The organism is Parendozoicomonas verongulae (assembly GCF_009711465.1).
Classification (GTDB): Bacteria; Pseudomonadota; Gammaproteobacteria; order Pseudomonadales; family Endozoicomonadaceae; genus Sansalvadorimonas; species Sansalvadorimonas verongulae.
The window spans coordinates 1-25,524 of sequence record NZ_SMME01000849.1; the positions used below are offsets into that span (position 1 = coordinate 1).

General features: G+C 51.1%; 27 protein-coding genes. 11 read left to right on the plus strand and 16 right to left on the minus strand.

Annotated elements, in window-relative coordinates:
• Positions 1-164: 164 nt before the first annotated feature.
• Positions 165-338, minus strand: a complete 174-nt coding sequence (locus E1189_RS14610; RefSeq protein ID WP_155161069.1) for a hypothetical protein — start codon at positions 336-338, stop codon at positions 165-167.
• A gap of 415 nt (positions 339-753) precedes the next feature.
• Between E1189_RS14610 and E1189_RS14620 the strand changes: the two genes are divergently transcribed.
• Positions 754-1,023 carry a helix-turn-helix domain-containing protein gene (locus tag E1189_RS14620; RefSeq protein WP_155161071.1) on the plus strand — a complete coding sequence of 90 codons (270 nt, stop codon included), beginning with the start codon at positions 754-756 and terminating at the stop codon, positions 1,021-1,023.
• Between the two features lie 65 nt (positions 1,024-1,088).
• On the opposite strand, the gene E1189_RS14625 is transcribed toward E1189_RS14620, so the two are convergent.
• From E1189_RS14625 to E1189_RS14635, 3 genes are all read right to left on the minus strand, one after another.
• On the minus strand, positions 1,089-2,318 hold the full coding sequence (locus E1189_RS14625) for a lytic polysaccharide monooxygenase (protein ID WP_155161072.1): 1,230 nt from the start codon (positions 2,316-2,318) through the stop codon (positions 1,089-1,091).
• 278 nt (positions 2,319-2,596) lie between these two features.
• Positions 2,597-3,991 (minus strand): Re/Si-specific NAD(P)(+) transhydrogenase subunit beta, encoded by a 1,395-nt coding sequence (gene pntB / locus E1189_RS14630; RefSeq protein WP_155161073.1) that lies wholly within the window; start codon positions 3,989-3,991, stop codon positions 2,597-2,599.
• Positions 3,992-4,003: 12 nt separating this feature from the next.
• Positions 4,004-5,545: a Re/Si-specific NAD(P)(+) transhydrogenase subunit alpha gene (locus E1189_RS14635; RefSeq protein ID WP_155161074.1), complete on the minus strand. Its 1,542-nt coding sequence runs from the start codon at positions 5,543-5,545 to the stop codon at positions 4,004-4,006.
• Positions 5,546-5,736: 191 nt separating this feature from the next.
• Between E1189_RS14635 and E1189_RS14640 the strand changes: the two genes are divergently transcribed.
• Entirely contained in the window at positions 5,737-6,066 is a 330-nt protein-coding gene (locus E1189_RS14640; RefSeq protein WP_230460413.1) for a hypothetical protein, read from the plus strand.
• Positions 6,067-6,330: 264 nt separating this feature from the next.
• Positions 6,331-6,882 carry a pilin gene (locus E1189_RS25935; protein WP_155161076.1) on the plus strand — a complete coding sequence of 184 codons (552 nt, stop codon included), beginning with the start codon at positions 6,331-6,333 and terminating at the stop codon, positions 6,880-6,882.
• A gap of 2 nt (positions 6,883-6,884) precedes the next feature.
• On the opposite strand, the gene E1189_RS14650 is transcribed toward E1189_RS25935, so the two are convergent.
• Positions 6,885-7,817, minus strand: a complete 933-nt coding sequence (locus tag E1189_RS14650; RefSeq protein ID WP_155161077.1) for a class I SAM-dependent methyltransferase — start codon at positions 7,815-7,817, stop codon at positions 6,885-6,887.
• 71 nt (positions 7,818-7,888) lie between these two features.
• The gene (locus tag E1189_RS14655) at positions 7,889-8,521 is read right to left on the minus strand and encodes a hypothetical protein (protein ID WP_155161078.1); all 633 of its coding nucleotides are present in this window, start codon (positions 8,519-8,521) and stop codon (positions 7,889-7,891) included.
• Positions 8,522-8,696: 175 nt separating this feature from the next.
• Between E1189_RS14655 and E1189_RS14660 the strand changes: the two genes are divergently transcribed.
• Both E1189_RS14660 and E1189_RS14665 read left to right on the plus strand, forming a co-directional pair.
• Positions 8,697-8,843: a hypothetical protein gene (locus E1189_RS14660; RefSeq protein ID WP_155161079.1), complete on the plus strand. Its 147-nt coding sequence runs from the start codon at positions 8,697-8,699 to the stop codon at positions 8,841-8,843.
• Between the two features lie 116 nt (positions 8,844-8,959).
• The gene (locus E1189_RS14665; RefSeq protein ID WP_155161080.1) at positions 8,960-11,365 is read left to right on the plus strand and encodes a response regulator; all 2,406 of its coding nucleotides are present in this window, start codon (positions 8,960-8,962) and stop codon (positions 11,363-11,365) included.
• Positions 11,366-11,525: 160 nt separating this feature from the next.
• Here the strand turns inward: E1189_RS14665 and E1189_RS14670 are convergent, their stop codons facing one another.
• Together E1189_RS14670 and E1189_RS14675 are read right to left on the minus strand one after the other, a co-directional pair.
• Positions 11,526-11,678, minus strand: coding sequence for a hypothetical protein (locus tag E1189_RS14670; protein WP_230460414.1), 153 nt, complete (start codon positions 11,676-11,678; stop codon positions 11,526-11,528).
• A 152-nt stretch (positions 11,679-11,830) separates the two neighbouring features.
• On the minus strand, positions 11,831-13,612 hold the full coding sequence (locus tag E1189_RS14675) for an acyl-CoA dehydrogenase C-terminal domain-containing protein (protein WP_155161081.1): 1,782 nt from the start codon (positions 13,610-13,612) through the stop codon (positions 11,831-11,833).
• Between the two features lie 214 nt (positions 13,613-13,826).
• On the opposite strand from E1189_RS14675, the gene E1189_RS14680 reads away from it, so the two are divergent.
• Together E1189_RS14680 and E1189_RS14685 are read left to right on the plus strand one after the other, a co-directional pair.
• Complete coding sequence (locus E1189_RS14680) at positions 13,827-14,087, plus strand: hypothetical protein (RefSeq protein ID WP_155161082.1); 261 nt, start codon at positions 13,827-13,829, stop codon at positions 14,085-14,087.
• Between the two features lie 62 nt (positions 14,088-14,149).
• On the plus strand, positions 14,150-14,764 hold the full coding sequence (locus E1189_RS14685) for an acyloxyacyl hydrolase (RefSeq protein WP_155161083.1): 615 nt from the start codon (positions 14,150-14,152) through the stop codon (positions 14,762-14,764).
• Between the two features lie 6 nt (positions 14,765-14,770).
• On the opposite strand, the gene E1189_RS14690 is transcribed toward E1189_RS14685, so the two are convergent.
• Positions 14,771-15,070, minus strand: a complete 300-nt coding sequence (locus E1189_RS14690) for a DUF2288 domain-containing protein (RefSeq protein ID WP_155161084.1) — start codon at positions 15,068-15,070, stop codon at positions 14,771-14,773.
• Positions 15,071-15,250: 180 nt separating this feature from the next.
• On the opposite strand from E1189_RS14690, the gene E1189_RS14695 reads away from it, so the two are divergent.
• Positions 15,251-15,901, plus strand: a complete 651-nt coding sequence (locus tag E1189_RS14695) for a chorismate mutase (protein ID WP_155161085.1) — start codon at positions 15,251-15,253, stop codon at positions 15,899-15,901.
• Positions 15,902-15,970: 69 nt separating this feature from the next.
• On the opposite strand, the gene E1189_RS14700 is transcribed toward E1189_RS14695, so the two are convergent.
• The 7 genes from E1189_RS14700 to bioB all read right to left on the minus strand — a co-directional run bounded on the left by E1189_RS14700 (position 15,971) and on the right by bioB (position 22,926).
• Complete coding sequence (locus tag E1189_RS14700) at positions 15,971-17,764, minus strand: phenylacyl-CoA dehydrogenase (RefSeq protein ID WP_155161086.1); 1,794 nt, start codon at positions 17,762-17,764, stop codon at positions 15,971-15,973.
• Between the two features lie 234 nt (positions 17,765-17,998).
• Complete coding sequence (locus E1189_RS14705; protein ID WP_155161087.1) at positions 17,999-18,409, minus strand: hypothetical protein; 411 nt, start codon at positions 18,407-18,409, stop codon at positions 17,999-18,001.
• A 17-nt stretch (positions 18,410-18,426) separates the two neighbouring features.
• A complete protein-coding gene (gene bioD, locus E1189_RS14710; protein ID WP_155161088.1) occupies positions 18,427-19,107 on the minus strand; it encodes a dethiobiotin synthase in 681 nt (226 codons plus the stop codon).
• Between the two features lie 18 nt (positions 19,108-19,125).
• Complete coding sequence (bioC, locus tag E1189_RS14715; RefSeq protein WP_196221448.1) at positions 19,126-19,962, minus strand: malonyl-ACP O-methyltransferase BioC; 837 nt, start codon at positions 19,960-19,962, stop codon at positions 19,126-19,128.
• Positions 19,963-19,967: 5 nt separating this feature from the next.
• A complete protein-coding gene (locus E1189_RS14720; protein WP_155161090.1) occupies positions 19,968-20,675 on the minus strand; it encodes an alpha/beta fold hydrolase in 708 nt (235 codons plus the stop codon).
• Complete coding sequence (gene bioF, locus E1189_RS14725) at positions 20,672-21,838, minus strand: 8-amino-7-oxononanoate synthase (RefSeq protein WP_155161091.1); 1,167 nt, start codon at positions 21,836-21,838, stop codon at positions 20,672-20,674. The genes E1189_RS14720 and bioF overlap by 4 nt, the downstream gene beginning before the upstream one ends.
• 5 nt (positions 21,839-21,843) lie before the next feature.
• Positions 21,844-22,926 (minus strand): biotin synthase BioB, encoded by a 1,083-nt coding sequence (gene bioB, locus E1189_RS14730; protein WP_155161111.1) that lies wholly within the window; start codon positions 22,924-22,926, stop codon positions 21,844-21,846.
• A gap of 257 nt (positions 22,927-23,183) precedes the next feature.
• On the opposite strand from bioB, the gene E1189_RS14735 reads away from it, so the two are divergent.
• From E1189_RS14735 to E1189_RS14745, 3 genes are all read left to right on the plus strand, one after another.
• Positions 23,184-24,308: a vWA domain-containing protein gene (locus E1189_RS14735; protein ID WP_155161092.1), complete on the plus strand. Its 1,125-nt coding sequence runs from the start codon at positions 23,184-23,186 to the stop codon at positions 24,306-24,308.
• A gap of 272 nt (positions 24,309-24,580) precedes the next feature.
• On the plus strand, positions 24,581-25,036 hold the full coding sequence (locus E1189_RS23955) for a ComF family protein (RefSeq protein ID WP_196221449.1): 456 nt from the start codon (positions 24,581-24,583) through the stop codon (positions 25,034-25,036).
• A 118-nt stretch (positions 25,037-25,154) separates the two neighbouring features.
• Complete coding sequence (locus E1189_RS14745) at positions 25,155-25,523, plus strand: MarR family winged helix-turn-helix transcriptional regulator (protein ID WP_196221450.1); 369 nt, start codon at positions 25,155-25,157, stop codon at positions 25,521-25,523.
• The last annotated feature ends 1 nt before the right edge of the window (position 25,524 follow it).

Sequence of the window (25,524 nt, forward strand, 5' to 3'; positions counted from 1 at the left end):
AACAGAACAACGTCCACTCATCTATATATTTACCAGTATTGCTTCTAAGGAGCAGAAGTAATCATTGGCACTGCTGCGATACAAGCCGTCATAGCTAACCCAAAGGCCTCTTAAGGGGCCTTTGTTATATCTGAACCAAATACCTTCTTATACACGTCAATTTTTCACGAGCCCAGCGTCAGTCTGGGCTCGAAGAGAAGGTCAACCAGCCGAGCTAACTCATCAAGCCATTCATGGATATGCCCAAGAACTTGTTGAAGCTTGTCCAGCCCCGCTCTAAAAAGACTCTTTGCTTTTCGGCCATGCTTTTTGGTGTGTATGGGCTTTTCCGCATTCATCCACTCCCTCCGTCTTGTAACACCAGACAAAGGCAACACCCAAAATTCCAAGTAAAGTGGAGCTGGATTAATAACTCGAACGGCACAGATGACAGAGCAAACACCCCAGAAAATCAGCTTTAGAGCAACACAACAAACCCTGCAAAACTTCCACAGTCTACTTTTGAGTGGTGATCACCTGACCGGTGTTATCGCAGCCATGCTGAATATCATGGCTGAACATCAGGTTGGAAACCGACCGGGGAGATCTGAACCTCGTGCAGTGAAGAGGCGACCAAAAGCTTTCCCCAAATTGCAGCACACCCGGTCACTCAAGAAATACCAAGGGAAAGAGGCTTAAGTCAGTGTCATTTTACTTAAGGCGTATGCAAGCCAGCCGCACACAGTATGAAGCGCAAAAATAAAGGTGGTGAGGATGAGCATTCTTGATGCATGGGTGGCAGAGTCCACCGAGAATAAAGCACTACTGGATGAAGAAACCCTTATCCTGGAGGTTACCGAGCAATTCTGGGAAAACATGAATCAGCAAGGTGTCACCAAGGCCGAGCTGGCCCGCCGCATGGGTGTCAGTAAAGCCCATGTCAGCAAACTGCTGGATGGAAGTAATAATCTCACCCTCCGCAAAATTGCCAACATGGCTACCGCTTTGAGCATGAAGCTTAATGTATCTCTTGAGCCGGAGTAATTTCTCACTCCGGCTTTTTTATTGTGCCCAAGGAATTATAGCTCTCCTGATTCCAGATTCAGGCATCACCGCCGAATCCACGCATCCTCCCAAGCCAACCCAGTGCCTGGCGCATAATAGAGAGGTGACTGGTTACACCAACCTGAGTTAGGGAATGGCCTGCACTCATACACGTTGTCATCCGTTCCCAGCACAACCGTTCCTGCCTGATACTCTCCTCGCCCCTCCGGGTACTGATATTCATAATCCGATGCAGGTGGAGGAAGAGGGGCATCGGATGCCTTAATCACTGAGGTAGATGATGTATAGGCTGTATCAACTGCCCACACACGGTTGCTGAAGAGGTTGTAGTTATCGTACATCAGGTGATTCATAGATTCGTGCCAGATACCAATGAAAGCCTTATCCTGGTTTCGGTCATTCACTTTCATCGCCAGTTCTTCTGCCCAGCCACCTATTGCTTGATTTTTGTTTGTAACCTCTATTCGCTCATCAACAACCTCTTTTCCCGAACCGTCAAACAGGCGGAACCGCACCAGATCCCCCACTTCGGCAATATCGTGCCCAACGTTCACGTAAGTGCCTATGTTGACCAAAGCAGGCCCTGTATCGGGAGTTGATGGTGTTGACTCAGAGGTGTTACTGTTACTGAAGGCAATGTCCGAACAGTTGTAGAAGCCCTCTCCCGCTGCATCCTCCCGCTGCCAGTGTACATAGAGTATACCCGAGCCGCTGCGACCTTCCGGTATGGTGATGTCCATTTCGTAATAGCCATTGGATACGGCAATATTGCCGTAGCTGTTAATCAACTCAAGATCAGTCCAGTACAACCGCTGAGAAGAAGAGTCAAAGCCTGGATGGGTCAGGTAAATGTTCCAGAAGCTGGGATTGTGAGGTGCCGTTGCTCGGAAGCGCAATTTATGAGTGCCTGCCGACAGCTGTGTTTTTTGCCAGGCAGGGGAAGGAATGTCCATGCCTGCCTTCGCAACAGAGCCTGCACTGCACAGGTTGCCACCAGCTACGGTAGAACGAATGGCATTTTGATTGCGATAGTCCGTTACGTTGGCAGAAAACTCACTCTTTTGCACAAAAGGGTAAGTACCTGATTCAAGAAAAGCCGCACGGCAGGCGGCATTGGGAACAGTGGAGCCATCGGTAGAACTCCAGTAGCCACCATCATCAGCGCACAGGGTTTGTCTTGCTTTGGGGAAGTCTGTCCAGCCATGCCCCATGGCAACACTTGAAAGCAGCACTGCCGTTAGCGGGGTTATTTTCATCAGTAGAGGTTTTATCATTTTTCTTTGCCACTCATAAAGCGTGTCAGGGTTCTGTTTTATGATTCCCCCAAATATGCCTTACCGCTCCTCAAATGGTCATATTATTACGAGGTTATGGGAACCGTCACATAACAGCATGTCGGCAGATTTGGTGCATCCACAAACCCAGTGTAGGGTTTTCTGAGTGAAGTTGAGAAGATAAGGCTCACACGGCAGTTTTGAGCGTCAAAAAAGGTGAGGTGGAGGCCTGTCGAAAACGGGGCCCGTGCCAAACAGCACCGGCCCAACATTTTAACTTACAAGCTCTTCAGCACACTCTGGATGCTTTCCTTAGCATCCCCAAACAACATACGAGTGTTATCTTTGAAGAACAGAGGGTTCTCCACGCCAGCGTAGCCGGAAGCGAGGGAGCGCTTGAGAACAATCACCTGTTTCGCCTCCCACACTTTCAGTACAGGCATACCTGCGATAGGTGAATCGGGGCGCTCCATTGCATCGGGGTTCACGGTATCGTTTGCACCAATCACCAGCACCATATCTGTTTCGGGAAAATCGTCGTTAATTTCATCCATTTCCAAAACAATATCGTAGGGTACATCCGCCTCGGCCAGCAGCACGTTCATGTGCCCCGGCAGTCTGCCTGCAACCGGATGAATACCAAACCGGACATTACAGCCTTTCTTTTGCAGATTCTCGGTCATCTCCTTCACAACCTGCTGTGCCTTGGCTACTGCCATGCCAAAGCCGGGAACAATGATCACACTCTTGGCATTGCTTAACTCATCAGCTACATCGTCTGCCGAGGCTTCCACAGCGTCACCCTGTTCTCCGGCATCTGCGCTACCTCCAGAGGAGCCATCGGTACCAAAGCCTCCCATAATCACCGAGATAAACGAGCGATTCATCCCCCGACACATGATGTAGCTGAGAATGGCACCGGACGAACCCACCAGCGCCCCCACAACAATCAGCAAATCGTTACCCAGCATAAAGCCTGTAGCAGCCGCAGCCCACCCGGAGTAACTGTTGAGCATCGAGACAACCACCGGCATATCCGCACCACCAATCGCTGCCACCAGATGCAGGCCAAGGGCCAGTGCAATCACAGTCATCACCAGCAGCATGAACGTGGAAAGCCCAGTGTGGGGGTTGGATGCGAAGTAGGTCATCATCCACAGACTGATAATGATCGCACCAGCATTCAGACCATGGCGAAACGGCAGGGTTAAAGGCTTACCGGAAATTTTTCCATTTAACTTACCCCAGGCAATCAAAGAGCCAGTAAAGGTCACCGCACCAATAAAAATGCCTAGATAAATCTCCACCAGGTGAATGGTTTGTTCCGCACCCGTGAGTTCATGGGCTGCGGGGCTGATATAACCGGCCCAGCTGATCAGAATCGCAGCCATGCCCACAAAGCTGTGAAGCAGTGCCACCAGCTGGGGCATCTCTGTCATCTCAACAGACTTGGCCTTTTGAACACCGATATAACTCCCCACTCCCACAGCAATAATCAGCATGACGTAGGCGGTTACTGCATCACTGGAAATTGTCGCCAGTACAGCTATCGCCATACCAGCCATACCGTAGTAATTGCCAAGCTTTGCGGATTCGTGATTACTCAACCCTTTCAGGCTGAGGATAAAAAGAACTGCGGCCAGCAGGTAGGCCATATAAATGACACCATCCATATCTGCTCTCCCTTACCGACGAAACATGGCCAGCATACGGCGGGTGACCATAAAGCCCCCGACAATATTGATGCTGGAAAGAAGAATGGAAACAAAAGCAAGCACGGATATCAGCAACGAGCCGCTGCTTATCTGCAAAAGCGCACCCACAATAACAATGCCCGATATCGCATTCGTCACACTCATCAGTGGTGTATGGAGTGAGTGAGAAACATTCCAGATCACCTGCCAGCCCACAAACACGGCCAGTACAAACACCATAAAGTGAGACAGGAACGAAGGCGGCGAGTATTTACCCAACCCATAAAGAAGAATACCTGCGACAATCCAGAAACCGACAATGGCTCCCACACCTCTGGGCTTTTTCTCTTCCTTGGGAGCGGGCGGAGGTGTTGCAGTTTTGGGTTGCTCCGGTTTGGCTACGCTGAGCTTGGGTGCCGGTGGTGGCCAGGTGATTTCGCCATCTTTGGTAACTGTGGCACCACGAATGGCCTCGTTCTCCATATCAATCTCAGGCTGACCATTTTTTTCGGGGGTCATTTCCGCCAGCAGGTGAACGAGGTTCTGGGCATAAAGGGTGGAAGCCTGGCCGGGCAGACGTGCCGGCAGATTGGTGTAACCGATAATCGTCACACCTTCTTTTACCGCCAGCTCACCGGGCACAGTCAGCTCGCAGTTTCCGCCCTGCTCTGCTGCCATATCTACAACCACAGAGCCTTCTTTCATATTTCTTACAGCATCCGCCTGCCAGAGCTTGGGAGCGGGCTTGCCGGGAATCAGCGCGGTGGTGATAACAATATCCACCTCTTTGGCCTGTTCCCTGAATAACGCCATTTCCGCCTCAATAAACTCCTTGGACATCTCCTTGGCGTAGCCGCCGCTACCTGCCCCATCTTCGGTAATATCCACGGTGAGGAACTCACCACCCATGGATTCGACCTGCTCTTTCACCTCCATACGGGTATCAAAAGCGCGAACTATGGCTCCCATACTTTTCGCGGTACCAATCGCCGCAAGGCCTGCCACACCTGCACCAATAACCAGCACTTTAGCGGGAGGCACTTTACCGGCAGCGGTGATTTGCCCGGTGAGAAAACGGCCAAACTGATGTGCAGCTTCAACGACAGCACGGTAACCGCCTATATTGGCCATGGTGCTGAGGGCATCCATCTTCTGGGCGCGGGAGATGCGGGGCACGGAGTCCATGGCCAGCACGTTGATCTTTTTTTCCGCCAGCTTCTGCAACAGCTCCGGGTTTTGTGCAGGCCAGAGGAAGCCGATAAGTATCGAGCCTTCTTTTAACAGCTCGACTTCCTCAGCTGTCGGCCCGTTCACCTTTAGAACACAATCAGCGTTGGCGTAAAGTTCTGTGGTGTCTCCAACTATCTCGGCACCCGCTTCCTGATAGAGCTGATCCGTGAAACTTGCCTGCTGGCCGGCACCGGCCTGTACGCACACATCAAATCCCAGCTCCTTTAATTTCACGACACTGGCTGGGCTTGCAGCGACCCGCTGTTCCTGAGGCACAACTTCCTCAGGGATCACTATTTTCATGGTGGTCCTCGCAGTTTTCGTCTGTTCCTTGAACTAATAGAAATAACACGACAGGAACAGACTTACCATATTGCGTAGTTATAGCTGGTAATGGGGAATTTTGAGTCTATAAGTACAAATACCCAGACACATAAGCACACATCTACAGCTGCCATATAGCAGCTATTCAATCTTTGAATGAGCTCACTGCGATGCGCTTTTATGCCTTTTCTTTATTTATTATCTGCCCCTTATTGTGTGCGCAAATCTATATCGTTCACCACCCGCTTGAGCACGATCAGACAGCAATAATTGAGTCAGGAGAGCACGCATCCGGATCACTGCTGTTTAAGAGAAAAGGTCAATGGAGAAGTATTTCCATCTGGAATATTCAGTATCATCGTCCAACAGATTCAGTGAGTTTTGATTACCAAGACGGTTCTCTAAACCTCCCTCTTCTTAATTATTATTACAACTGCATAAGCTACAAGGAATATGATCACTGTGATTTTGATGTTTATGATCTGGAGTTAAAAAACTGAATCGAATATTTTATCCAACCATCTTCAACAGGAGGGGGACACAATCTTAACCCTTCTGGTAGCGAAGAACCTTCAGTGTGCTGAGCTCTTTTAATTTCACGACACTGGCTGGGCTTGCAGCGAACCCGTTTTCTAGCCGTAAATTGAGGATTGTGGTGTTTATCCTGTAGAGCCGTTACGTCTGAACCTTCGTCTAAACTTTTTTGGATAACTGAATACTGAAAGCTATGGACAGCTCCCACAGAAATAAAAAGGAAAATTAATATGCAAAAACGTTTTTATCAGAAGGCTTTTACCCTCATTGAATTGATGATTGTGGTAGCCATTATTGGTATTCTTGCTGCCGTAGCCATACCTGCCTACCAAGATTACACTATGCGCGCCAAGGTGATTGAGGATTTCAGTCTGCTGGCGAACCATAAAAGCGGCATCACGGAGTACTTCGGTACGTTTGGTGAGTTACCCGCAACCCTTGGCCAGGTTAATGGTTCCTCCCTGGGTACCCAAGCCACGTTTCAGGAATTCTTTGGGCACGAATCTGATCTTTTCAGTGGTGTAAAGATTCGTCCTCACCCCACTTGCTCTGACGTAGGGTGCATGGCCAACTCTATGTATATCGAGTTAATGTCCGATAGCGCTGGCGACCAGCTCAGGATTGCGAATGACGGGGATATCTACGTTGCTCTGCAAGTGAAAGTGGATACTGATGGAGGACTCCGCTTCAGATGTGCTGTAACAGGCAATGGAACAGCTGACTATGACGAAAGCCTATTGCCCACACCCTGTCGCAACAGCGTGTGGGATTGGAGCTTCTGAGATCAGGCCTTGCGGTAATGCAGCACTTTCAACGCACTGTCAGCATCCACATCTTTAAAAACGTCCGGGTTGGCAATTTGCTTAACGTAAACCAGCCCGGGGCATTCCTCTTCCACCTGGTCCATCAAAAATTTTCGTGGTAACTGCGGTGCGTTCAGGCACAGCAGTACATCGCCATCCTCGCTTACCAGTTCAGGGATTTTTCGGAGCAGGCGGGCGTAATCCTTTGTCGCAACAAAGCTGCCCTTCTGGTTACTGGGCGGGTCAGCAATAATCAGATCATAAGGCCCCAGCTTACGCAGCTTGCCCCAGGATTTAAAAATGTCGTGCCCCAGAAGCCGCACCCCGCTGTGAACATCATTAAGCCGGTGATTCTCCCGACCAATAGCCAGAGCACCTTTGCTCATATCAATATTTACCACTTCCGATGCTCCACCTTTCATAGCCGCAACGGAGAAAGCACAGGTGTAGGAAAACAGGTTAAGAACCTTTCGTCCTGAGGCGTGCTCCTGAGTCCATCGGCGGCCATTACGCATATCCAGGAACAAACCATGATTTTGCCCACGCATAAGATGAACAACGGTTTTGCGGCCATCTTCCGTTACCACATGGTGTGCAGGCACATTACCGGATATCAGTTCTACCTTGGAAATACCCTGCCCGCGCTGCTGAAATACAAGGTTCATCTCGCCAGACTGATTCCACAGCCCACGCCACAGCTCCCCCAAAAGGGCAACAACCTGCTCCTGAAAAGACAGATCAATCTCCTTAAATGCTGTGAACAGAAGAACCGGGGGATACCAGTCCACCGTGATTTGCTCACATCCGGCCAGCAGTCCACCCCGCCCATGGAGCAGGCGCTCAGCGTCGTGACCTAAGGCGGTTTTATGCAGATGTTCATTCAGGTGTTCTATCGGAGAAAGGGCTTCAGACATGGAGGGAGCCAGATGGACAAAAGAAAACGCAGCATTGTACGAAATTGCTGCGTTTTTATCCCACCAGCATGTTAGATATTTCTTGGAATGCGTATGGTTTCCGCGAGGGCATCCTTTTGTTGTTGAACCACGATATCCGCACCTTGGCTGATTTCATCTGCTTTATGACTGAGCAGTGGGCTCAAGGCTGCTAACACCTGCCCCACTTCGGATTGGTCTGCAGTTCCTGCAATAACCTGCTCTAGCGTGGCAGTACCAGAGGTAATACGCTCCAGAGCATCCTTAGGAACATCTTCCGCGAGAGCCAGTTGCATCGCATAGTTGCCTAACTTCGCCTGTAATTCTGGAGAAAAATACCCTTGCCTGCCAAGCTCATCCCCCACTAACAGGAGCTTACCCGCTGCAACATCCTGCCTGCTGTGAGCAGCAATGTCTTCAAACTCTGATACCTGTGTTTTCCCAACAGGCTGGGCCTCAGGGCGGTCAAGAACAGGTGTCACCTGGCCGGTAGCCCCAACAATATCGCCATCTCCAGTTAGATAACTCACAGTATTCTCACCGCCAAACCCTGCAGAGATAACATTTTTCTGCTGTTGCTTTTCAATCGCTTCGGCAGATTGCTCAGACACTTCTTCCGCACGACGTCGAGCTTCGGCCCTCAAACGTTCCAGAGCCAGCTGATTTTGTGAAATTCTTTCCGGCATTACACCACCCGTTATATTTCCTTCTCTACACACAGAGTAGGAAATGTGTACAAACCAATTAAGCAGAGGTCTTGCACTGGTTGGAATATCAGTTAGAGTTTTAATTAACAATCATAATAAAAAGGCGATATTCAGGATGAACAGCCGTCTAAACCTCAAAGGAAAGAGGCTCTCTATGAGTAGTGAGTGTCGTCAGGGGTTGAGAGTACTTTTACTGGCCACCTGCATTCTTTCAGCCAACCTTATAGCCACACGTCCGGGTCAGGATAATCCAACAGCAACACACGAAAAGAGTGCAAAGTTTCTTCTGGCTTTACGTTAGTAACTCGACACACTGACCTCTGCAATTCCCTCAACCCTGCCCGTCAGCCACATTTGTGGCTGACGCACTGCTCTAAACTCTCTCGTAATTGTCACTTTAAAAGTCACAGGGATGTGATGTTCAGTTTTTCGAAGCTCTCAATCGAGCGTAAGCTGCGCTACGCCATGATGACCACCGCTGAGGTAGGTCTTCTGGTGAGCCTGATTGTGTACAGCGTATCCGACTATAGCAAGTCGAAAGATGCAATGATGGAGCGCATTCAAACTTTGGCTGAAGTCTTCGCTATGACATCGGAGGCGGCTGTTTACTTCCACGATGTTGCTGCCGGCAACGAGCTACTTCATGGTCTGGATGTTGTCTCTTCCGTTGAAGAAGCCTACCTTCTTCTACCCAATGGCCAAAAGCTTGCCAGTTATACCCGTTCTGATAATCAGACATTCACAAAATTACTTCTTCCCCCCGGTAAGCGCACAGTGGAAGTGTCGGACGACTGGCTGGATGTGGCCCGTGCAATTGAGTTTGAAGGCCAACCCATCGGCACTATTGTTATCCGCGCCAGCCTGGAGCCACTCTCCAAGCAGATAACCCTGAATATCATGGCCGCCCTGATGATCACCATTCTGGCGATTATCATCTCTTATCTGGCGGCTTACCGCATGCAGCGCATCATATCCAACCCCATTACTGCACTTGCTGAGGCCATGAGGCAGGTTTCCTCCTATCAGCTGTTCTCCCATCGTCTGGAGAAAACCAATGACGATGAAATTGGTCAGCTCTACGAACGCTTCAACGAAATGATGGACCTGGTTCACCGTCGGGACGAGAAGCTCAACAAACACAAGGATGAGCTGGAAAATACTGTTCAGCTTCGTACCGAAGCGCTGAACATGGCGAATGAGAACCTTCGTGAAGCCATTGAGGAAGCCAACGTTGCCAAGGAAGCTGCACTGGATGCTGCCAAAGCTAAAAGCTCATTCCTTGCCAACATGAGCCACGAAATTCGTACCCCCATGAACGGCGTGCTCGGCATGCTGGAGTTACTGCGGGATACCCGCCTGGAGAAAAGCCAGAAAGATTACCTCGAAACGGCTTATGGCTCTGCCGACGCTCTGCTGCAAATCATCAACGATATTCTCGACTTCTCCAAGATCGAAGCCGGTAAGCTGGAGCTGGAACAGATTGATATGAGCCCCAGCAGTCTGGCAGATGATGTGTCCGCACTGTTAGCCAGCCGCGCTCGGGAGAAGAAAATCGAACTGGGATGTTATACCGATGTAAAAATGCCCGCAGCCGTGAAAGGCGATCCGGTGCGCCTGCGTCAGGTGCTCACCAACCTGCTGGGCAACGCGGTGAAGTTTACGGAGTCTGGTGAAGTTGTAGTGCGTGCACTCTACAAAGGCACAGAAAACAACCAGCACACCATTCTCTTTGAGGTGGAAGACACAGGCATCGGTATCCCTGAAGAAGTGGTTCCTACCCTCTTCCAGCCGTTCACTCAGGCTGACGGTTCTACCACACGGAAGTTTGGTGGCACAGGCTTGGGTCTAACGATTTCTCGCCAGCTTGTGGAAATCATGGGGGGCGAACTGCAGGTCTCCAGTAAGCTTGGGGAAGGCTCCAAGTTCTACTTTGAGATTAAAATGGGTATCAGCGATGGTGCCGACCTGCCCAAACATTACGAAACCATGGATCTTTCCAATATCTACGCTCTGGTTGTGGATGATAACCCCACCAATCGGGAGATTATGCACCGCTATCTGGAAGCTTGGGGTATCGACCACGCCCTGGCAGAAGGCGGCCCTCAGGCGTTAGACAAAATGCATGACGCTGTTATCGCAGGGCGTCCCTTCCAACTGGTATACCTTGATATGCAGATGCCGGAAATGGACGGTATCACTCTTTCCAAAGCCATCGCCAACGACAAAGACCTCGGCGACTGCCGTCGTATTATGCTGACCAGCGCCGGTCATCTGTGTGCCAAAGAACAAAAAGAGGCTATGCTCCACGGCAGCCTTGCCAAGCCTTTCCGGCAGTCCCAACTGCTGGACCTGACTATGGAAGTCATGAACAAGCACACGGCGACAGAGCCAGTGCCTGTGAAAAAGACAGTTATTAAAACCACATTTGAAGACAAATACGATTTACTACTTGTTGAAGACAACCCCGTGAATCAGAAAGTAGCGAGAGCCATGCTCAAGAAACTGGGTATCACCAGGGTTGATCTGGCAGTGAACGGCCTTGAAGCCGTTGAGATGACTGTCAGGAAGAATTACTCACTGGTACTTATGGACTGCCAGATGCCAGAAATGAGCGGCTACGAGGCCACAAGAGCCATCCGTAAAAGAGAGAACGAAACCGGGGCTGAGCGTCACTCAATCATTGCCATGACAGCGAACGCTATGGAAGGTGATCGGGAGAAGTGCCTTGAAGCGGGTATGGATGATTACATCAGTAAACCTGTAAAAAGTGATGCCCTTGGCGAAATACTATCCCGTTGGCTTGAGGCCGATTCAGGAGAGTAAGAGTCAGGCCAAGGGTTTATTCCTCTCAGTGAGAGGCATAGACTGGAACCGCTAACCAGATAGCATGACTACAGAAACCATGAAAACAATAACTCGGCACTCAAAAGAAAAAGGCTCCAGAGCTTTATTTGCTCGGGAGCCTTTTTTTCGCCAAAAGCGCTTAGAAGAACAGAGATACAGCCAACAGTAATACCATGCCAAACAACATGGATGGACGTTGAAACTGATTCGCTTCTTTCAGATCAGAACCCTTGATCACAGGGATAACGGTTGCCAGTGCTGCCACAGGACCGCCCGTCAGGTAGTACTGCATAATCGCCCCACCACAAGCAGTCTGGTGGGGGCTTGGTGCAATTTTGGGGGGGTATCTTGTCTGTATGATTGCCGCATCCATGGTATGGATTTAACAAAAAAGCCCTCAGAGCAAAAGCTTCAAGGGCTTTGAGTTATACGACAGATTTCTTTTTAGAACTGGTCAGCTGTCAGTTCAAACAGTGGCTCGGCACCGGAGCGTACTGCTTTGCTCAAGCTGTCGATGCGCGGCAACAGTCGTTTGAAGTAGTAGCGGGCAGTGGTCAACTTGCCCTGATAGTAGCTTTCATCTCCAGAGCCTTTCTGTGCAGCCGCAGCCATGCGCGCCCACATATAGGCGTAAGTTACGTAACCAAAGGTGTGCAGATATTCTACAGAGGCCGCACCCACTTCATTGGGGCTTGATTTGGCTCTTTCAATAACAGCGTTGGTCAGGCTTTCCAGCTCGTTCAAGGCTTCGCCCAGAGGCTTGGTAAACTCTTCCAGACCCACTGTCGTTTCAGAATCCAGAAAGCCACGAATCTCTGTAGCAAATAATCCAAACAGCTTGCCCCCATTCGCAACGGTTTTACGCCCCATCAGGTCGAGGGCCTGAATGCCGTTGGTACCTTCGTAAATCTGGGCGATGCGCACATCGCGCACCAACTGCTCCTGCCCCCACTCGCGGATATAGCCGTGGCCACCAAACACCTGCTGGCCCTGTACACAGTTTTCCAATCCAATATCGGTAAAGAAGGCTTTGGCAACCGGCGTAAGCAAGGCCACCAACCCTTCCGCCCTGGCCTTCACAGCCGCATCTTCTGCATGCCTGGCAAGGTCAAGCTGCATGCCCACATACGTGGAGAATGCACGACCAGCTTCGGTAGTGGCCTTAATGTTCATCAGCATACGACGCACGTCTGGATGAACAATAATCGGGTCGGCTGCCTTATCCGGCTCGGCAGGGCCAGTAGCCGCACGGCTTTGTAAACGATCCTTGGCATACTCAACAGCACTCTGATAACTCATCTCAGAGCAGCCAAGCCCCTGAAGGCCAATGGACAGACGCTCGTAGTTCATCATAGTGAACATGGCAGCAAGGCCTTTGTTCCGCTCACCTATGAGGTAGCCTTTCGCACCATCAAAGTTCATCACACAGGTCGCAGACGCCTTAATACCCATTTTGTGCTCGATGGAACCACAGGACACAGCATTTTTTTCACCCAGAGAACCATCATCGTTCACCATGATCTTGGGAACCAGGAACAGGGAGATACCGCGGGGGCCTGCGGGGGCATCTGGAAGTTTTGCCAAAACCAGATGAATGATGTTGTCGTTCAGGTCATGCTCACCACCAGTAATAAAGATTTTTGTACCGGTTATAGCGTAAGAACCATCAGCCTGAGGCTCGGCCTTGGTGCGAATAATACCAAGATCAGTACCAGAGTGAGGTTCGGTCAGGCACATGGAGCCGGACCAGACGCCCGCATACATATTGGGCAGATAAGCGCTCTTCAGCTCCTCACTGGCGTGGGCGTTAATGGCAAGGCAGGCACCAGCCGACAGGGTTGGGTACAGGGTGAAGGCGTTATTGGCGCTGTACATCATCTCTTCAAACAGAACGGACAACATCTTCGGCATACCCATACCGCCGAACTCAGGATTACCGCCAAGGCCAACCCAGCCGCCTTCAGCATAAGTCGCGAAAGCCTCTTTGAAACCTGCGGGAGTGGTGACTTCACCGTCCTTCCAGGTGGCACCTTCTTCATCGCCAGAGCGGTTCAGAGGAGCCAGTTCACGGCTGGTCAGCTTGGCACCTTCCTCGAGAATCGCGTCTGCGGTTTCAGGATCCACAACGTCCGCAAGCCCCGGTAGAGATGCCCACAAATCCCCTGCACCGAAGACTTCATTGAGAACAAACTGCATATCTCGCAGTGGAGCCTTGTATTCAGCCATCTTCAACCTCGTATGCTTTTGTCTTTATTGGTTGTAAAGAGTGATACGTATAATACTCGCTATTGGCTCACCTTCAAACGGGCGTTTGATTTATTTCCTACCTCAATTAACCCCTTGTGCCAACACTTTGAACGAGAAGCCCACAAACTGGTTATTTTCTACCTTGGTGTTTACAGTAAAAGTTCAGTCTGGTTCATCGTCGAGGGAGTGACTGATGGATATTATCTGGTTAATGGTTCGGGTCTGGCTGGACCTCTATCTGCTGCCCAGCTGGATGCACGATCGCACACCAGAAGCTAAGCACCCCTACAGGCGTATGTTTACCCGCCGTCATCAACTCAAGCGTCGCATCGTAAAAAGCGTTTGGATTGGTGCAGCCCTACTGATTCTGATAAACCCTATGCTGCATATTCTGCTCGTTATCTCATTGCCAGCGGCTCTACTCAGTTTCGCAATTCTTGACGAAACGCACTGATACTCAACCGAACAAATCCATAGCCGATAACGTTTCAGACTTTTCTGAAACGGATATCGGCCATGCTCACCTACCTCACATTTCACTTCCGGAAACTGCAAGCTGTTATGCTGCTCCTACTGTTAAGTATTGCCGCAACCAGCCATGCAGAGTGGTTTGATGGTGTGATTATTTCCGGCGGTAATGATTTCAGCAGTAACGCAAACTTAAATAACTACCGTGTTTCTGTATTCCAAACCTGGGATGCCCGCTGGTTTAACGAAGGGGACTGGTATATTGGTGGGTATTACGACCTCTCCATCAACCGCTGGAAGAGCAAACTTTCCAATGGCCCCGGAGTCAGTGTAAAGGGGCAGGACCACATCAACGCTATTGCCTTCTCCCCCGTATTCCGCATAGCCCGCAAATCACCATGGTTCGGTACGGTCGTGCCTTTTGCAGAAGCAGGCATCGGCCTGTCTTATCTATCTGGCAGCACCTTGAAAGCCAAAAACGAAAAGCCGGTGAATTTAGGTATCCGTCTGCAGTTTGAAGATCGTATTGGCTTCGGATTCCAGTTTGGTAAACATCAGCAGTTTCAGGTAATCCTGCGGGCATTCCACTACTCCAACGCAGGCCTGCATGCTAACAACAATGGCGTAAACCTGCAGGAAATCGCCTTTGGCTGGTCTTTCTAACAAACCTTAAGGCTGCACCAAAACCCCGGGTGCAGCCGCCACTGCCCACAGTGACGCCTCCGCTTCAAACCAGGCTTTTGCATCTTCATCCGTAGCCTTACGCAGCTGAGTTGCTCCCAGCCAGTCTTTCACCAGCTCCGCCTTATCGTCCACAAAGGCTGCTGCGACAGACACCAGATCAAGCTCTGGAGAAACCACCATCACCACACCGCGGGCATAGAGGCGTTGCAGTTCACTCCATGGGATTTGAGCCGTTTCCATATTGAGTTTTTCTGCAGTGGTTAATTCTTCCGGCAGATCAGTCATGGCTACATCTTTCTATGATTATCTTGAGGCAGGCAGAGTCTCGCACAGTTGCTGAGCAGATTCACGCCCCCTGCACTGTGCTGTGATTTCGTGGTTGGATGTATAAATCACTACAGATACAGCAAAGAAAGCCGAAATCACCTGCAGCAGGCCACACAACAGAATACGGCAGGTGACACCATGGAAGTCAGGCAGCCCGGATCACACTCATACGACCAAGCTTCACAAATCCAGCTTGTTCCCACCCAAAAGCAACCGCAAGGACAGCGTTTTACTGCTGAGGCCCTCACCCGGACGGAGGCTCACCCGCCCCTGTCCGCACGAGAGATCCACAGAATCAACCTGTCCCCTAACGATGCGGATGCTCATATCCAAAAGCTTCTCAATATTGTTGAGCAGCGTCTCAACCTGATGCCTGAGATGGTCTGCATCAAAAGAGCTCTGGGAGATGCCATTTACGACCCGGATCAGGAAAAAAGGGTTTTACAACAGGCATGGGAAATAGGTGCGAAGCTGGAGATCTCCCCTCTACTTGTAGAAAATTTCATCCAGCAGCAGATGGAAGCTGCCAAAATTACCCAGCGTGACGCTGCGCCATTGCCGGATCAGGAAACACATAGAAATCGCGAGGTACTGGAGAACAGAAAAGCAGCTCTACGCAAACAGATAGCTGAGCTGATGCAACCGATGCTGGAAGCTTTCAAGCCGCTCTCGGAGTCTCTCTACTTGCGATCAGTTTCTGAGAGAGTTGATACACTCGTCAGAGCGTCCAGTATCCAAAACCCGGAGGTCTGGGAGGCCATCAAGATATCCCTCTCCCCCGTAAACTGATAGATTCATAACGCAGAAACGGGCTCATTGAGCCCGTTTCACGTTTAAAAGACTGTGGATATCAAGCGATTAGAAGTTCGCAGCATCCATAGCCATCAGACTATCAGCACCTGCTTCGATACAGCTCTTATGCATCTGAACACGTGGCAGAACCTTCTGGAAGTAGAAGTCTGCTGTCTGAACCTTAGCTGTGTAGAAAGCTTCTTCGGTGGTGCCTTCAGCCAGTTTCGCATTCGCCAGACGTGCCATATCAGCCCACAGATAAGCCAGGATCACGTAACCGGAGTACATCAGGTAATCCACAGAAGCTGCGCCTACTTCCTCACGGTTCTGCATCGCCTTCATACCCACCTTCATGGTGATGTCGCCCCACTCCTTGTTCAGAGCGCCTAGCTGAGAGGTGTAAGCACTCAGAGCTTCGTTATCCGCGTGTTCCTTGCAGAACTTGTGAACAACCTTGGTAAAGCCTTTCAGCGCTTCGCCCTGGGACATCAGAACCTTACGGCCCAGCAGGTCGAGCGCCTGAATACCAGTGGTGCCTTCATACAGCAGGGAAATACGGGCATCACGGACATTCTGCTCCATGCCCCATTCGCTGATAAAACCATGGCCACCGTAGCACTGAACACCGTGATTCGCGGCTTCAAAGCCCGTCTCAGTGATAAATGCCTTAATGATTGGGGTCAGGAAGCCCAGCATGGCGTCAGCGGCCTTGCGCTCTTCTTCACTCTCAGCGTGCTGCATGATATCCACCTGCTTGGCAGCGTAGTAAACCAGCGCACGGTTACCTTCGGTGAAGGCCTTGATGGTCAACAGCATGCGGCGAACATCAGGGTGAACGATGATGGGATCAGCAGGGCCTTCCGGGTTCTTGGGGCCAGTCAGGGAACGCATCTGCAGACGCTCGCGAGCGTAAGTCAGGGCGCCCTGGTAAGCGATCTCAGAGTGAGCCAGGCCCTGCAGCCCCGTTCCCAGACGCGCAGTGTTCATAAAGGTGAACATGCAGTTCAGGCCCTTGTTGGGAGGCCCGATCAGGTAACCCGTAGCTTCGTCGAAGTTCATCACACAGGTTGCGTTACCGTGGATGCCCATTTTGTGTTCAATAGAACCACAGGACACAGCATTACGCTCACCGGCAGAGCCGTCTTCGTTTGGCAGGTTCTTGGGAACGATAAACAGGGAGATGCCCTTGGTGCCCTCAGGTGCGTCTGGCAGGCGGGCCAATACGATATGAACAATGTTGTCCGCCATATCGTGCTCACCGGCAGAGATAAAGATCTTGGTGCCGGACACTTTGTAAGTGCCATCAGCCTGAGGCTCGGCCTTGGTGCGCAGCATACCGAGGTCAGTACCACAGTGAGGTTCGGTCAGGCACATCGTCCCCGTCCATTCACCGGACACCAGCTTGGTGAGGTACGTTTGCTGTTGCTCAGACGTGCCGTGAGCGTGCAGGGTGTTCATGGCACCGTGGCTCAGACCGGGGTACATGCCCCAGGACCAGTTGGCACTACCAATCAGCTCGCTCATCACCAGATTCAGGGACTCAGGCAGCCCCTGACCACCAAACTCTGGCTCGTGAGCCAGTGAAGGCCAGCCGCCTTCCACAAACTGCTCGTAAGCAGCTTTAAAGCCAGTTGGAGTTTTCACCCCCTCTTCAGACCAGATACAGCCTTCCTGATCACCCACCTGATTCAGGGGAGACAGAACCTGTTCACAAAACTTGGCACCCTCTTCGATGATCGCATCCACCATATCCGGCGTCGCGTCCTCAGCTCCGGGCAGAGTGGCATAGTGTTCGGGGTAGTTCAGGAGTTCGTCGCGTACAAAGCGGATGTCACGCAAAGGGGCCTTATATTCTGGCATAGCTTGTGACCTCGGTATTTATGATTATCATTGGTCGGCTTGGGCCGTTTATCGCAGCCTGTTAGCAAATTATAACAGACGATTAAAACAGGTGTTTGAAAACTACGTATCTACACGTACTCTGTCAAGAGCTGACAACACCTCTTTTTATCCAGAAAAGCCTCTACTACGTCTCCTTCCACCGTCTTTCCAAGGCTCATCTCTGCTTTCCTACGACTCCCCCAAAGCAGCGGATCAGGATTCAAACTTGCACAGGGGCACACACATCAGGATACAGACCATGGCATCCTTATCATTCCGGCAGGCAGACGCACATCTATCAAAGGTTCCACCCAGTTCTGTACAGGTTTTCTCCCCCATAAGCTCACACTCCTGATGCTCTTCCAGCCATTTCCCGCCGTCTTTCAGGCAGGAGAGAACATTCACCGGGCCGGAGGCTGAGATTTGCGCAGGAATCGAACGGGTCACTTTCAGGCCTGAAATTACACCCTGCTCCTGCAGAGCCATGGCGGCTTCGACCTGTTGAGGGCCACTGGACGTCCAATGCATGGCAACAGGCTCAGGGCCTTGAGTGGCCGCACAAGCCGTCAGGAATACCACAGAGAAAGCCATGATGATTTTTGCGAACAGGTTTGAGATTCCCATGCCGTTACACCTCTTATTTATATTGTTGGAGGAAGAGTGAGGTGTTCCGCCACATGTTCCGGTGAAGGGTTTTCCAAGTGGGGAACCACTCCCAGACATGGTACAGGCAGCAGCCCTTTGAGTGTTGTAAGGTTTTCGTCAAACCGGCTCATATCGGGCTCTGCACGATTCGCCACCCAGCCAACGGGCTTGAGGCCATCTTTGTAAATCGCCTCCAGAGTCAGCACTGCGTGGTTGATGCAGCCGAGTGTCATACCCACCACCAGAATCACCGGCACATTGAGCTTTTTCGGCACACTGGAATACATTTCCCGTGGAGACAAAGGCACACGCCAACCGCCCGCACCTTCTATCAGAGTAAAGTCCGCCCCTTTCATCATCACACCCCGGCAGTAGCCCGCCAGCTGATCGGCACTCACCCGCTTACCCGCTTCCTGCATGGCGATATGGGGAGCGATGGCTGGCTCCAGCGAAACAGGGTTGATCTGTTCATAGGGTAAATCCATAGTGATGGCCTGCTGCAGTGCCAGAGCATCGCTGTTGCGCAAACCGTCCGGGGTTTGCTCGCAGCCGGAGGCGACAGGTTTAGCGGCAGCTGTCGTCAGCCCATCCAGCCTCGCTCGCGCCAGCAATCCGCATGAGATAACAGTTTTGCCCGCGTCGGTATCAGTACCCGTTACAAATACAGTCTGTTTCATAGAAAACGGCTTTTCTCTTCAATTTTCATAGGCAGCTTTATGTAAAACGCCATAAACCACCTGATAGCTTGCCGGTAGCCCTTTCTCGGTGGCAAACGGCTTATAGCCCTCAGACAGCTTGCGCAGCACGCTCCGCCCAGCCAGACCTTTTTGCTGCTTTTCGACAACCGTATTGGCTCCCAATGCTTTCATTTCCCGGAGCAGGTGGGTGACAGTTGGGTAATACAGGGTTTCTGTCTGCTGACGCAGGGAGACCACTTTCAGATCAGAATCGGCTGCCCTTTGCTTTTGGCGAGCAAGACTTTCGTAGGTATTCACATGAGGTTTGTCGTCTACAGATTGCCAGGCCGAACTCAGCTCATGGAGGCTGCCTTCTGTCAGTGTGGAATAAACAAACCAACCGCCGGGTTTCAGTACACGATGAACCTGCGCCATCACTTCGGAAAGACAATCACACCACTGAATCGCCAGGCTGGAAAACACCAGATCAAACGTCTCTTCCTCAAACGGCAGTTCCTCAATATCTCCAATTGCCCAGTGGCAGTTGGCCAGTGCAGGATTTTCGCTGGCAAAGTCGAGCATGCCTTGAGAAATGTCGAGCCCGGTAATATCAGCATTGGGATAGCGGGACAACAAAGCATGGGTTTCATTGCCCGTACCGCATCCCATATCGAGAATGGAAGATTGAGCCCCCAGCTCTGGAAGTCCAAGCCGGGCGCGGGCAGCCACTCGCTGCTGCAGAGTGGCAGCGGCATCGTAGGTGCTGGCAGCCTTGCCAAAGGTTTCTGCTATGCGGCGTTTGTTCTGTCGGGCTGGGAGTACATCCGGTGCTTCTGGAAAAAGAGATACAGGCATGGGCGTCATAGTATTGTTTTTATGGTGTGAACCACAGCCTCCGTATGATCCAGAAAGATAGCGTGACTTCCGGACAGAACCTGCACATTGTGAGCCGGTGCCAGTTTTTTCAGATCATCCGCAATGCCTGCTTTTGCCAGAGGGTCGCTTTCTGCCAACAGGTGCACCGCTGGGCAGGTGATGTCTTTCCACTGAGGGCGGGCATCTTCTGCCAGACGATCCAGCAAAACTCGCCAGTCTGCTGGTTGAGAAATCGCCCACTTCACAGACGCTCTCAAGGTTCGGATAGTGGCTTTCAGGTTCTCACTGCCCCGGGCACAAATCGGCGCAAAGCCTTTCATGGTCAGCTGAATATCCGCTGCTATGCCATCTGCAAATTCCTGATACGCATCGGGATGCTTGCCCGCAGGCCAGTCATCCGCAGCCACAAAACGTGGCGTGCTGCCCATGGTGACAAGGCCGGACACCTTGTCAGGATTTTGTGCGGCATAACGGGCACAGAGGTTGCCGCCTAAAGACCACCCCACCAGCAATGCAGGCTGCTCCCCCACTTGCAGATCCAGGGCAGACAGCAATGCGTCCCAGCTTTCCCCTTCCGCATCTGCGAGGGAGAGGCTGCTAACACTGAAGCCTTCATCAACCAGAGCACCTTCCAGAGGGCTCATAACATCGGCTGACATACACCAGCCAGATACCAAAATCACACGGCTCATCCCTGGCCCTCCTTTACTGCATTTTCCAAGGCGATTAAGAGTTGGTCGATATGCGCTTCCGAGTGACTGGCACTCAAAGTGACACGCAGGCGGGACGCACCTTTCGGCACAGTGGGCGGGCGAATGGCTGTGACCAGAATCCCCTGCTGCTCCAGCGATTCACTGAGTGACAATGCCTTCTCAGCACTACCCACCATAATGGGCTGAACAGGCGTATGGGAATCCATTAACTCCAGCCCAAGCTGTTCGCAGCCTGAACGAAACTGTTGAATCAAGGTCTGCAGTCTTTCACGACGCCAGTCTTCTGTTTGCAGCAAACGAAGGCTGGTGCGGGTCGCTTCAGCCACCGCCGGTGGCATGGCCGTTGTGTAGATGTAGGAACGGGCGAACTGGATCAAGGTTTCAATCAGCGCCTCACTACCAGCGACAAACGCACCGGATGTACCGAAGCCTTTGCCCAGCGTTCCCATAAGAATGGGTAGCTCACCCATGCCCATATCAAATAAATCAGCAACACCACGACCACCCTGTCCCACAGAACCAAAGCCGTGGGCATCATCCACCATCAGCCAGGCGTTATGGCTGTGCGCAACTTCGGCGAGTTCTTTCAAGGGGGCGATATTACCATCCATACTGAATACGCCATCACTCACCACCAGTTTGCGCCTGCCTTCGCTGCGTTCAAGCTTTTTCACAAGGCTTTGGGGGTCACAATGGAGATAACGCTGAAAACGAGCACCGGATAACTGACCAGCATCCAACAGGGATGCATGGTTCAACCGATCCTGAAAAACTGCATCACCCTTGCCCAGCAGGGCACTGATCACGCCAAGATTGGCCATATAACCCGTAGAGAACAGCAGCACACGGGGCCGGCCGGTAAACGCTGCCAGCTCCTCTTCAAGCCGGTGATGTGCCCGGCTATGACCGGAAATCAGGTGGGAGGCACCGCCACCCACGCCATATTCGTTTGCGGCCTTCTGAAAACTGCGAATCACTTCGGGATGATTGGCAAGGCCAAGGTAATCATTGCTGCAGAACGCCAGACGCTCTTTACCATCCACGACGAGGTTGGGTTGCTGCGGGCCATCCACTGTTCGGCGCCTGCGGTAGAGGCTTTGGATCCTGCGTTCCTGCAGGACGCTGTCTAAATCAAACGTCATACGGCTTAAACCGCAGCGTCTACGAACAGATGTTCATCCTGCTTTTTCTGAACCTGCTCCAGCAAATCTGCTTCCTGCTGGTCGTCATCCTGTTTCACTACCCGACGTTCCGGGCGAATACCCAACTTTTCAAACAGCAAACGGTCTTTGTGAGCTGCAGGGTTGGGAGTGGTCAGCAGGCATTCGCCGTAGAAGATGGAGTTAGCACCAGCCAGAAATGCCATGGATTGCATCTGCTCGTTCATCTCTTCACGGCCTGCAGAAAGACGAACGTGGGATTTGGGCATCATAATCCGGGCTACAGCAATGCAGCGGATAAATTCGAATGGCTCCAGATCGTCCACATTGTCCAGCGGAGTGCCATCTACCTTAACCAGCATATTGATGGGCACACTTTCCGGGTGCACAGGCAGGTTCGCCAGATTCACCAGCAGGCCAGCGCGGTCGCGTACGCTTTCGCCCATGCCGAGAATGCCACCACTGCAAATCTTCATGCCGGAATCCCGCACATAAGAGAGGGTCTGCAAACGCTCTGAGTAAGTGCGGGTGGTGATGATGCTGTCGTAAAACTCTTTGGAAGAGTCCAGGTTGTGGTTGTAGTAATCCAGTCCGGCCTCTTTCAGTTGCTCAGTTTGCTCCCGGCTGAGCTTGCCCAGGGTCATGCAGGTTTCCAGCCCCAGCTCTTTAACTCCTTTCACCATTTCCAGTACATAGGGGAAATCTTTGGCGGGCGGGTTTTTCCAGGCAGCCCCCATACAAAAGCGGGTGGTGCCGGATTCTTTGGCCTGCTTTGCTTTGTCCAGAACCCTCTGCACCTCCATCAGCTTTTCTTTCTTCAAACCAGTGTTGTAGTGGCCGCTCTGAGGGCAGTACTTGCAGTCTTCCGGGCAGGCACCGGTCTTGATAGACAGCAATGTACTCACCTGCACCTCGTTCGGATCAAAGTGCTGACGGTGTACGGTTTGCGCCTGAAATATCAAGTCGTTGAAAGGCATGGCAAACAGAGCTTCAACTTCCGGGATAGTCCAGTTGTGACGAGTCACAGCGTCACGACCTGTCAAAGAGTCTTGCCCTTGGGTGTGGTTCATATCAGGAGTTGTCTCGGCTGTTGTCTGTGCAGGCATAAGATTGGTCTTTGAACGTTCTCTGATCCCGGCTCTTGTGGCTGGGTGTTTTTATCGGAAGCTTTGGCGATAATACCCTATGGGAGAACCCAGTCAACTGAAAGAAGTTGCACAAGTTGACCCATGGTTATTTTTTATACAGGTATCTTAAAATAAGATCGCTCGCTGGATGAATATCCTACACTTGTCCGCCTCCCTTACTCCCCTAGAAGACCAGATCCATGCACCGATCAGCTTTTTATGTTGCAGTGCTCCTTGTCTCTTTGAGTGCAACCTTGCCTTTAAAAATTTTGGCCAACGAAGAGAAGGGTGGTTATTACTGGAACCCTACACTTCTCTTTTCTTCACAACCCCACCAAACCATAGGATCGGACTCCCCTCAATCTACCCTGTACCCTGGTACGAACACTGGAGCTTCTGCTAACTTATGGTTGCCCTCCCCCCTTCAAAAGTTAAATGCCTTTATAGAGGATCCCGATAAGTCACAAGGCATCCAAAAAGTATTGCATGATAATGGCGGCGGTCAGTGGCTGGCCTACAGATTGAGAGTTCTGAGCAACTATGAGGTTGAATTTGTTATTGATAACCGTTACTCAATGGCAACACCCGATGGTATGTATGGCCCAGACCGCAGACAGATGACGCGATTTGAAGAACTCAAGTTCAGACTTGGCAATATGGTAAGGCTGCTCACTTATCTGCCAATCAGAAAAATTACTCTGAGAACATTCAATTCGGCCCCTGTGGAATTCTCTTACGCACAAAATGAACGTCCTGATCAGCTATACCATGCGATACATCAATTCATTCAAACAATAGTGCTGGACCATTCCAGCACACCGTTAAATGGCATCCTGCATTCGCTTATGCAGAGCTCGCCAGCACCAAAAGTCATCTACCTCTTCACCGATGGTGAACCCAATGATGCTGGAGGCACTGATGAATTTTGCCGACGTGTCACTGAGAGAAATCCTGAAAAATTCCCGTTGTGCATTATTGCCTGCACAGGAGATGATGACTGTATGAAGTGGCTTAATAAGCTGGACAGAAAAGCTGCCCGAGTGCATGTAGTAGATGATCCGCAATCCGAGAGGGAAGAGATAAAAAAGGTGCAAGGGAACCAGTTTCCAGTGTCTGAGTCTTTCCTTTTACTTTCTGCTCTATTAGGCCCGGTTGACCCTCTTTTTGATAAGGCCGATGAAAACTACATATTTACTCGCAATGAATTTGAAGAAATAAGAGGTGAAAAGGTCACCGATCAAGTGTACCAAAAGTACCGGCGTGAAGCCGGGAGCCTTCAGTTTGATAAAGATCAAGCCGAAGCTATGGAATGCACTATTATGTGAGCCTTTGGGCGATATTGATGTTTATGCTGAAAGCTGGGGAGCATGGGGTTGCTATGTGCCTGCTCTGCCTTGATGACTGCTCTCCAGTACAGAGTATTTGCAACAGCTGTCTCATCAACCTTCCTGCCTTGAGAAGTTGCTGCGATAAATGCCGGGAGCCTTTTCCTCCTCATCAACCAGATGATTCCATTCTCTGCAAACGCTGCCAAACCACGCCCCGTCACTTTGAGAGCTGTATCTCACCACTGATTTATCGGTTTCCGGTGTCCACTATGGTGCAGAAGATAAAGTACAATCGCTGTCTGCTTTTCGAACGCCCGTTAACAGCTCATCTGGTTAACAGTCTTCAGGATCACTACTGTGATACGCCATGGCCAGAGGCTTTGATTCCCGTACCTTTGCATTGGTGGAAGTTGCGTAAACGAGGTTTCAATCAGGCAGGAGTGATTGCATCACAGCTTTCCAAAGCCACAGGTGTCCCTGTACTTCACAGCCATGTAAAACGAGTCAGCCACGGTACACCCCAACAAGGACTTTCCGCCAGCCAGCGACAAAAAAATATAAGAGGGGCTTTTGCCATTAAGAAACCCATTCCCTTCACCCATATTGCAGTTGTTGATGACGTAATGACCACCGGTGCCACCACAGAGGAGCTTTGCAGAGTGCTCAAAAAGCATGGAGTGCAAACGGTTGATGTCTGGTGTCTTGCCCGCACGCCCACCTTTTAACTGCCAGGCTGGCACTCTTGTGAGATCTTTGAAAGACAGCACCATTTGATTAGTTAGCCTAACTAATTATAATGGCGCAATGAAACTTGAAAAAGCTCTTGCCTCAATGGATCGGCGGATGTCCAAAGTCTGGCGCACGATGGATTCTCCACCGGATGCCCAGGCGCTGACATGCAATGAATACGACTACCTGAAAACCGTTCAGATACTGGGTAATCCCCGGTTGTCGGAGATAGCGGAAGATCTCTCGGTTAAAAAGCCGTCAGCCACCAGCATGATTATGCGACTGGAAAAACAAGGTATGGTGCAGCGCTCCCCCTGCCCGGAAGATCGCCGGGCTAGCCGCATTTCTCTTACTGAGAAAAGTCAGGAGCTGCTCCGCCATGACGATGTTTTCTATGCAAGCTTTGCTGATCAGATCAGGCACAAGCTCAGTGAGAAAGATTGTAACGAACTAACGCGCCTTTTAACCCTGGCAGCAGAATAAA

Excerpts from the sequence above, each read along its gene's own strand:
- E1189_RS14610 (WP_155161069.1), bottom strand. The coding sequence starts at position 338 with ATGAATGCGGAAAAGCCCATACACACCAAAAAGCATGGCCGAAAAGCA.
- E1189_RS14620 (WP_155161071.1), top strand. The coding sequence starts at position 754 with ATGAGCATTCTTGATGCATGGGTGGCAGAGTCCACCGAGAATAAAGCA.
- E1189_RS14625 (WP_155161072.1), bottom strand. The coding sequence starts at position 2,318 with ATGATAAAACCTCTACTGATGAAAATAACCCCGCTAACGGCAGTGCTG.
- pntB (WP_155161073.1), bottom strand. The coding sequence starts at position 3,991 with ATGGATGGTGTCATTTATATGGCCTACCTGCTGGCCGCAGTTCTTTTT.
- E1189_RS14635 (WP_155161074.1), bottom strand. The coding sequence starts at position 5,545 with ATGAAAATAGTGATCCCTGAGGAAGTTGTGCCTCAGGAACAGCGGGTC.
- E1189_RS14640 (WP_230460413.1), top strand. The coding sequence starts at position 5,737 with ATGCGCTTTTATGCCTTTTCTTTATTTATTATCTGCCCCTTATTGTGT.
- E1189_RS25935 (WP_155161076.1), top strand. The coding sequence starts at position 6,331 with ATGCAAAAACGTTTTTATCAGAAGGCTTTTACCCTCATTGAATTGATG.
- E1189_RS14650 (WP_155161077.1), bottom strand. The coding sequence starts at position 7,817 with ATGTCTGAAGCCCTTTCTCCGATAGAACACCTGAATGAACATCTGCAT.
- E1189_RS14655 (WP_155161078.1), bottom strand. The coding sequence starts at position 8,521 with ATGCCGGAAAGAATTTCACAAAATCAGCTGGCTCTGGAACGTTTGAGG.
- E1189_RS14660 (WP_155161079.1), top strand. The coding sequence starts at position 8,697 with ATGAGTAGTGAGTGTCGTCAGGGGTTGAGAGTACTTTTACTGGCCACC.
- E1189_RS14665 (WP_155161080.1), top strand. The coding sequence starts at position 8,960 with ATGTTCAGTTTTTCGAAGCTCTCAATCGAGCGTAAGCTGCGCTACGCC.
- E1189_RS14670 (WP_230460414.1), bottom strand. The coding sequence starts at position 11,678 with ATGCAGTACTACCTGACGGGCGGTCCTGTGGCAGCACTGGCAACCGTT.
- E1189_RS14675 (WP_155161081.1), bottom strand. The coding sequence starts at position 13,612 with ATGGCTGAATACAAGGCTCCACTGCGAGATATGCAGTTTGTTCTCAAT.
- E1189_RS14680 (WP_155161082.1), top strand. The coding sequence starts at position 13,827 with ATGGATATTATCTGGTTAATGGTTCGGGTCTGGCTGGACCTCTATCTG.
- E1189_RS14685 (WP_155161083.1), top strand. The coding sequence starts at position 14,150 with ATGCTCACCTACCTCACATTTCACTTCCGGAAACTGCAAGCTGTTATG.
- E1189_RS14690 (WP_155161084.1), bottom strand. The coding sequence starts at position 15,070 with ATGACTGATCTGCCGGAAGAATTAACCACTGCAGAAAAACTCAATATG.
- E1189_RS14695 (WP_155161085.1), top strand. The coding sequence starts at position 15,251 with ATGGAAGTCAGGCAGCCCGGATCACACTCATACGACCAAGCTTCACAA.
- E1189_RS14700 (WP_155161086.1), bottom strand. The coding sequence starts at position 17,764 with ATGCCAGAATATAAGGCCCCTTTGCGTGACATCCGCTTTGTACGCGAC.
- E1189_RS14705 (WP_155161087.1), bottom strand. The coding sequence starts at position 18,409 with ATGGGAATCTCAAACCTGTTCGCAAAAATCATCATGGCTTTCTCTGTG.
- bioD (WP_155161088.1), bottom strand. The coding sequence starts at position 19,107 with ATGAAACAGACTGTATTTGTAACGGGTACTGATACCGACGCGGGCAAA.
- bioC (WP_196221448.1), bottom strand. The coding sequence starts at position 19,962 with ATGCCTGTATCTCTTTTTCCAGAAGCACCGGATGTACTCCCAGCCCGA.
- E1189_RS14720 (WP_155161090.1), bottom strand. The coding sequence starts at position 20,675 with ATGAGCCGTGTGATTTTGGTATCTGGCTGGTGTATGTCAGCCGATGTT.
- bioF (WP_155161091.1), bottom strand. The coding sequence starts at position 21,838 with ATGACGTTTGATTTAGACAGCGTCCTGCAGGAACGCAGGATCCAAAGC.
- bioB (WP_155161111.1), bottom strand. The coding sequence starts at position 22,926 with ATGAACCACACCCAAGGGCAAGACTCTTTGACAGGTCGTGACGCTGTG.
- E1189_RS14735 (WP_155161092.1), top strand. The coding sequence starts at position 23,184 with ATGCACCGATCAGCTTTTTATGTTGCAGTGCTCCTTGTCTCTTTGAGT.
- E1189_RS23955 (WP_196221449.1), top strand. The coding sequence starts at position 24,581 with ATGGTGCAGAAGATAAAGTACAATCGCTGTCTGCTTTTCGAACGCCCG.
- E1189_RS14745 (WP_196221450.1), top strand. The coding sequence starts at position 25,155 with ATGTCCAAAGTCTGGCGCACGATGGATTCTCCACCGGATGCCCAGGCG.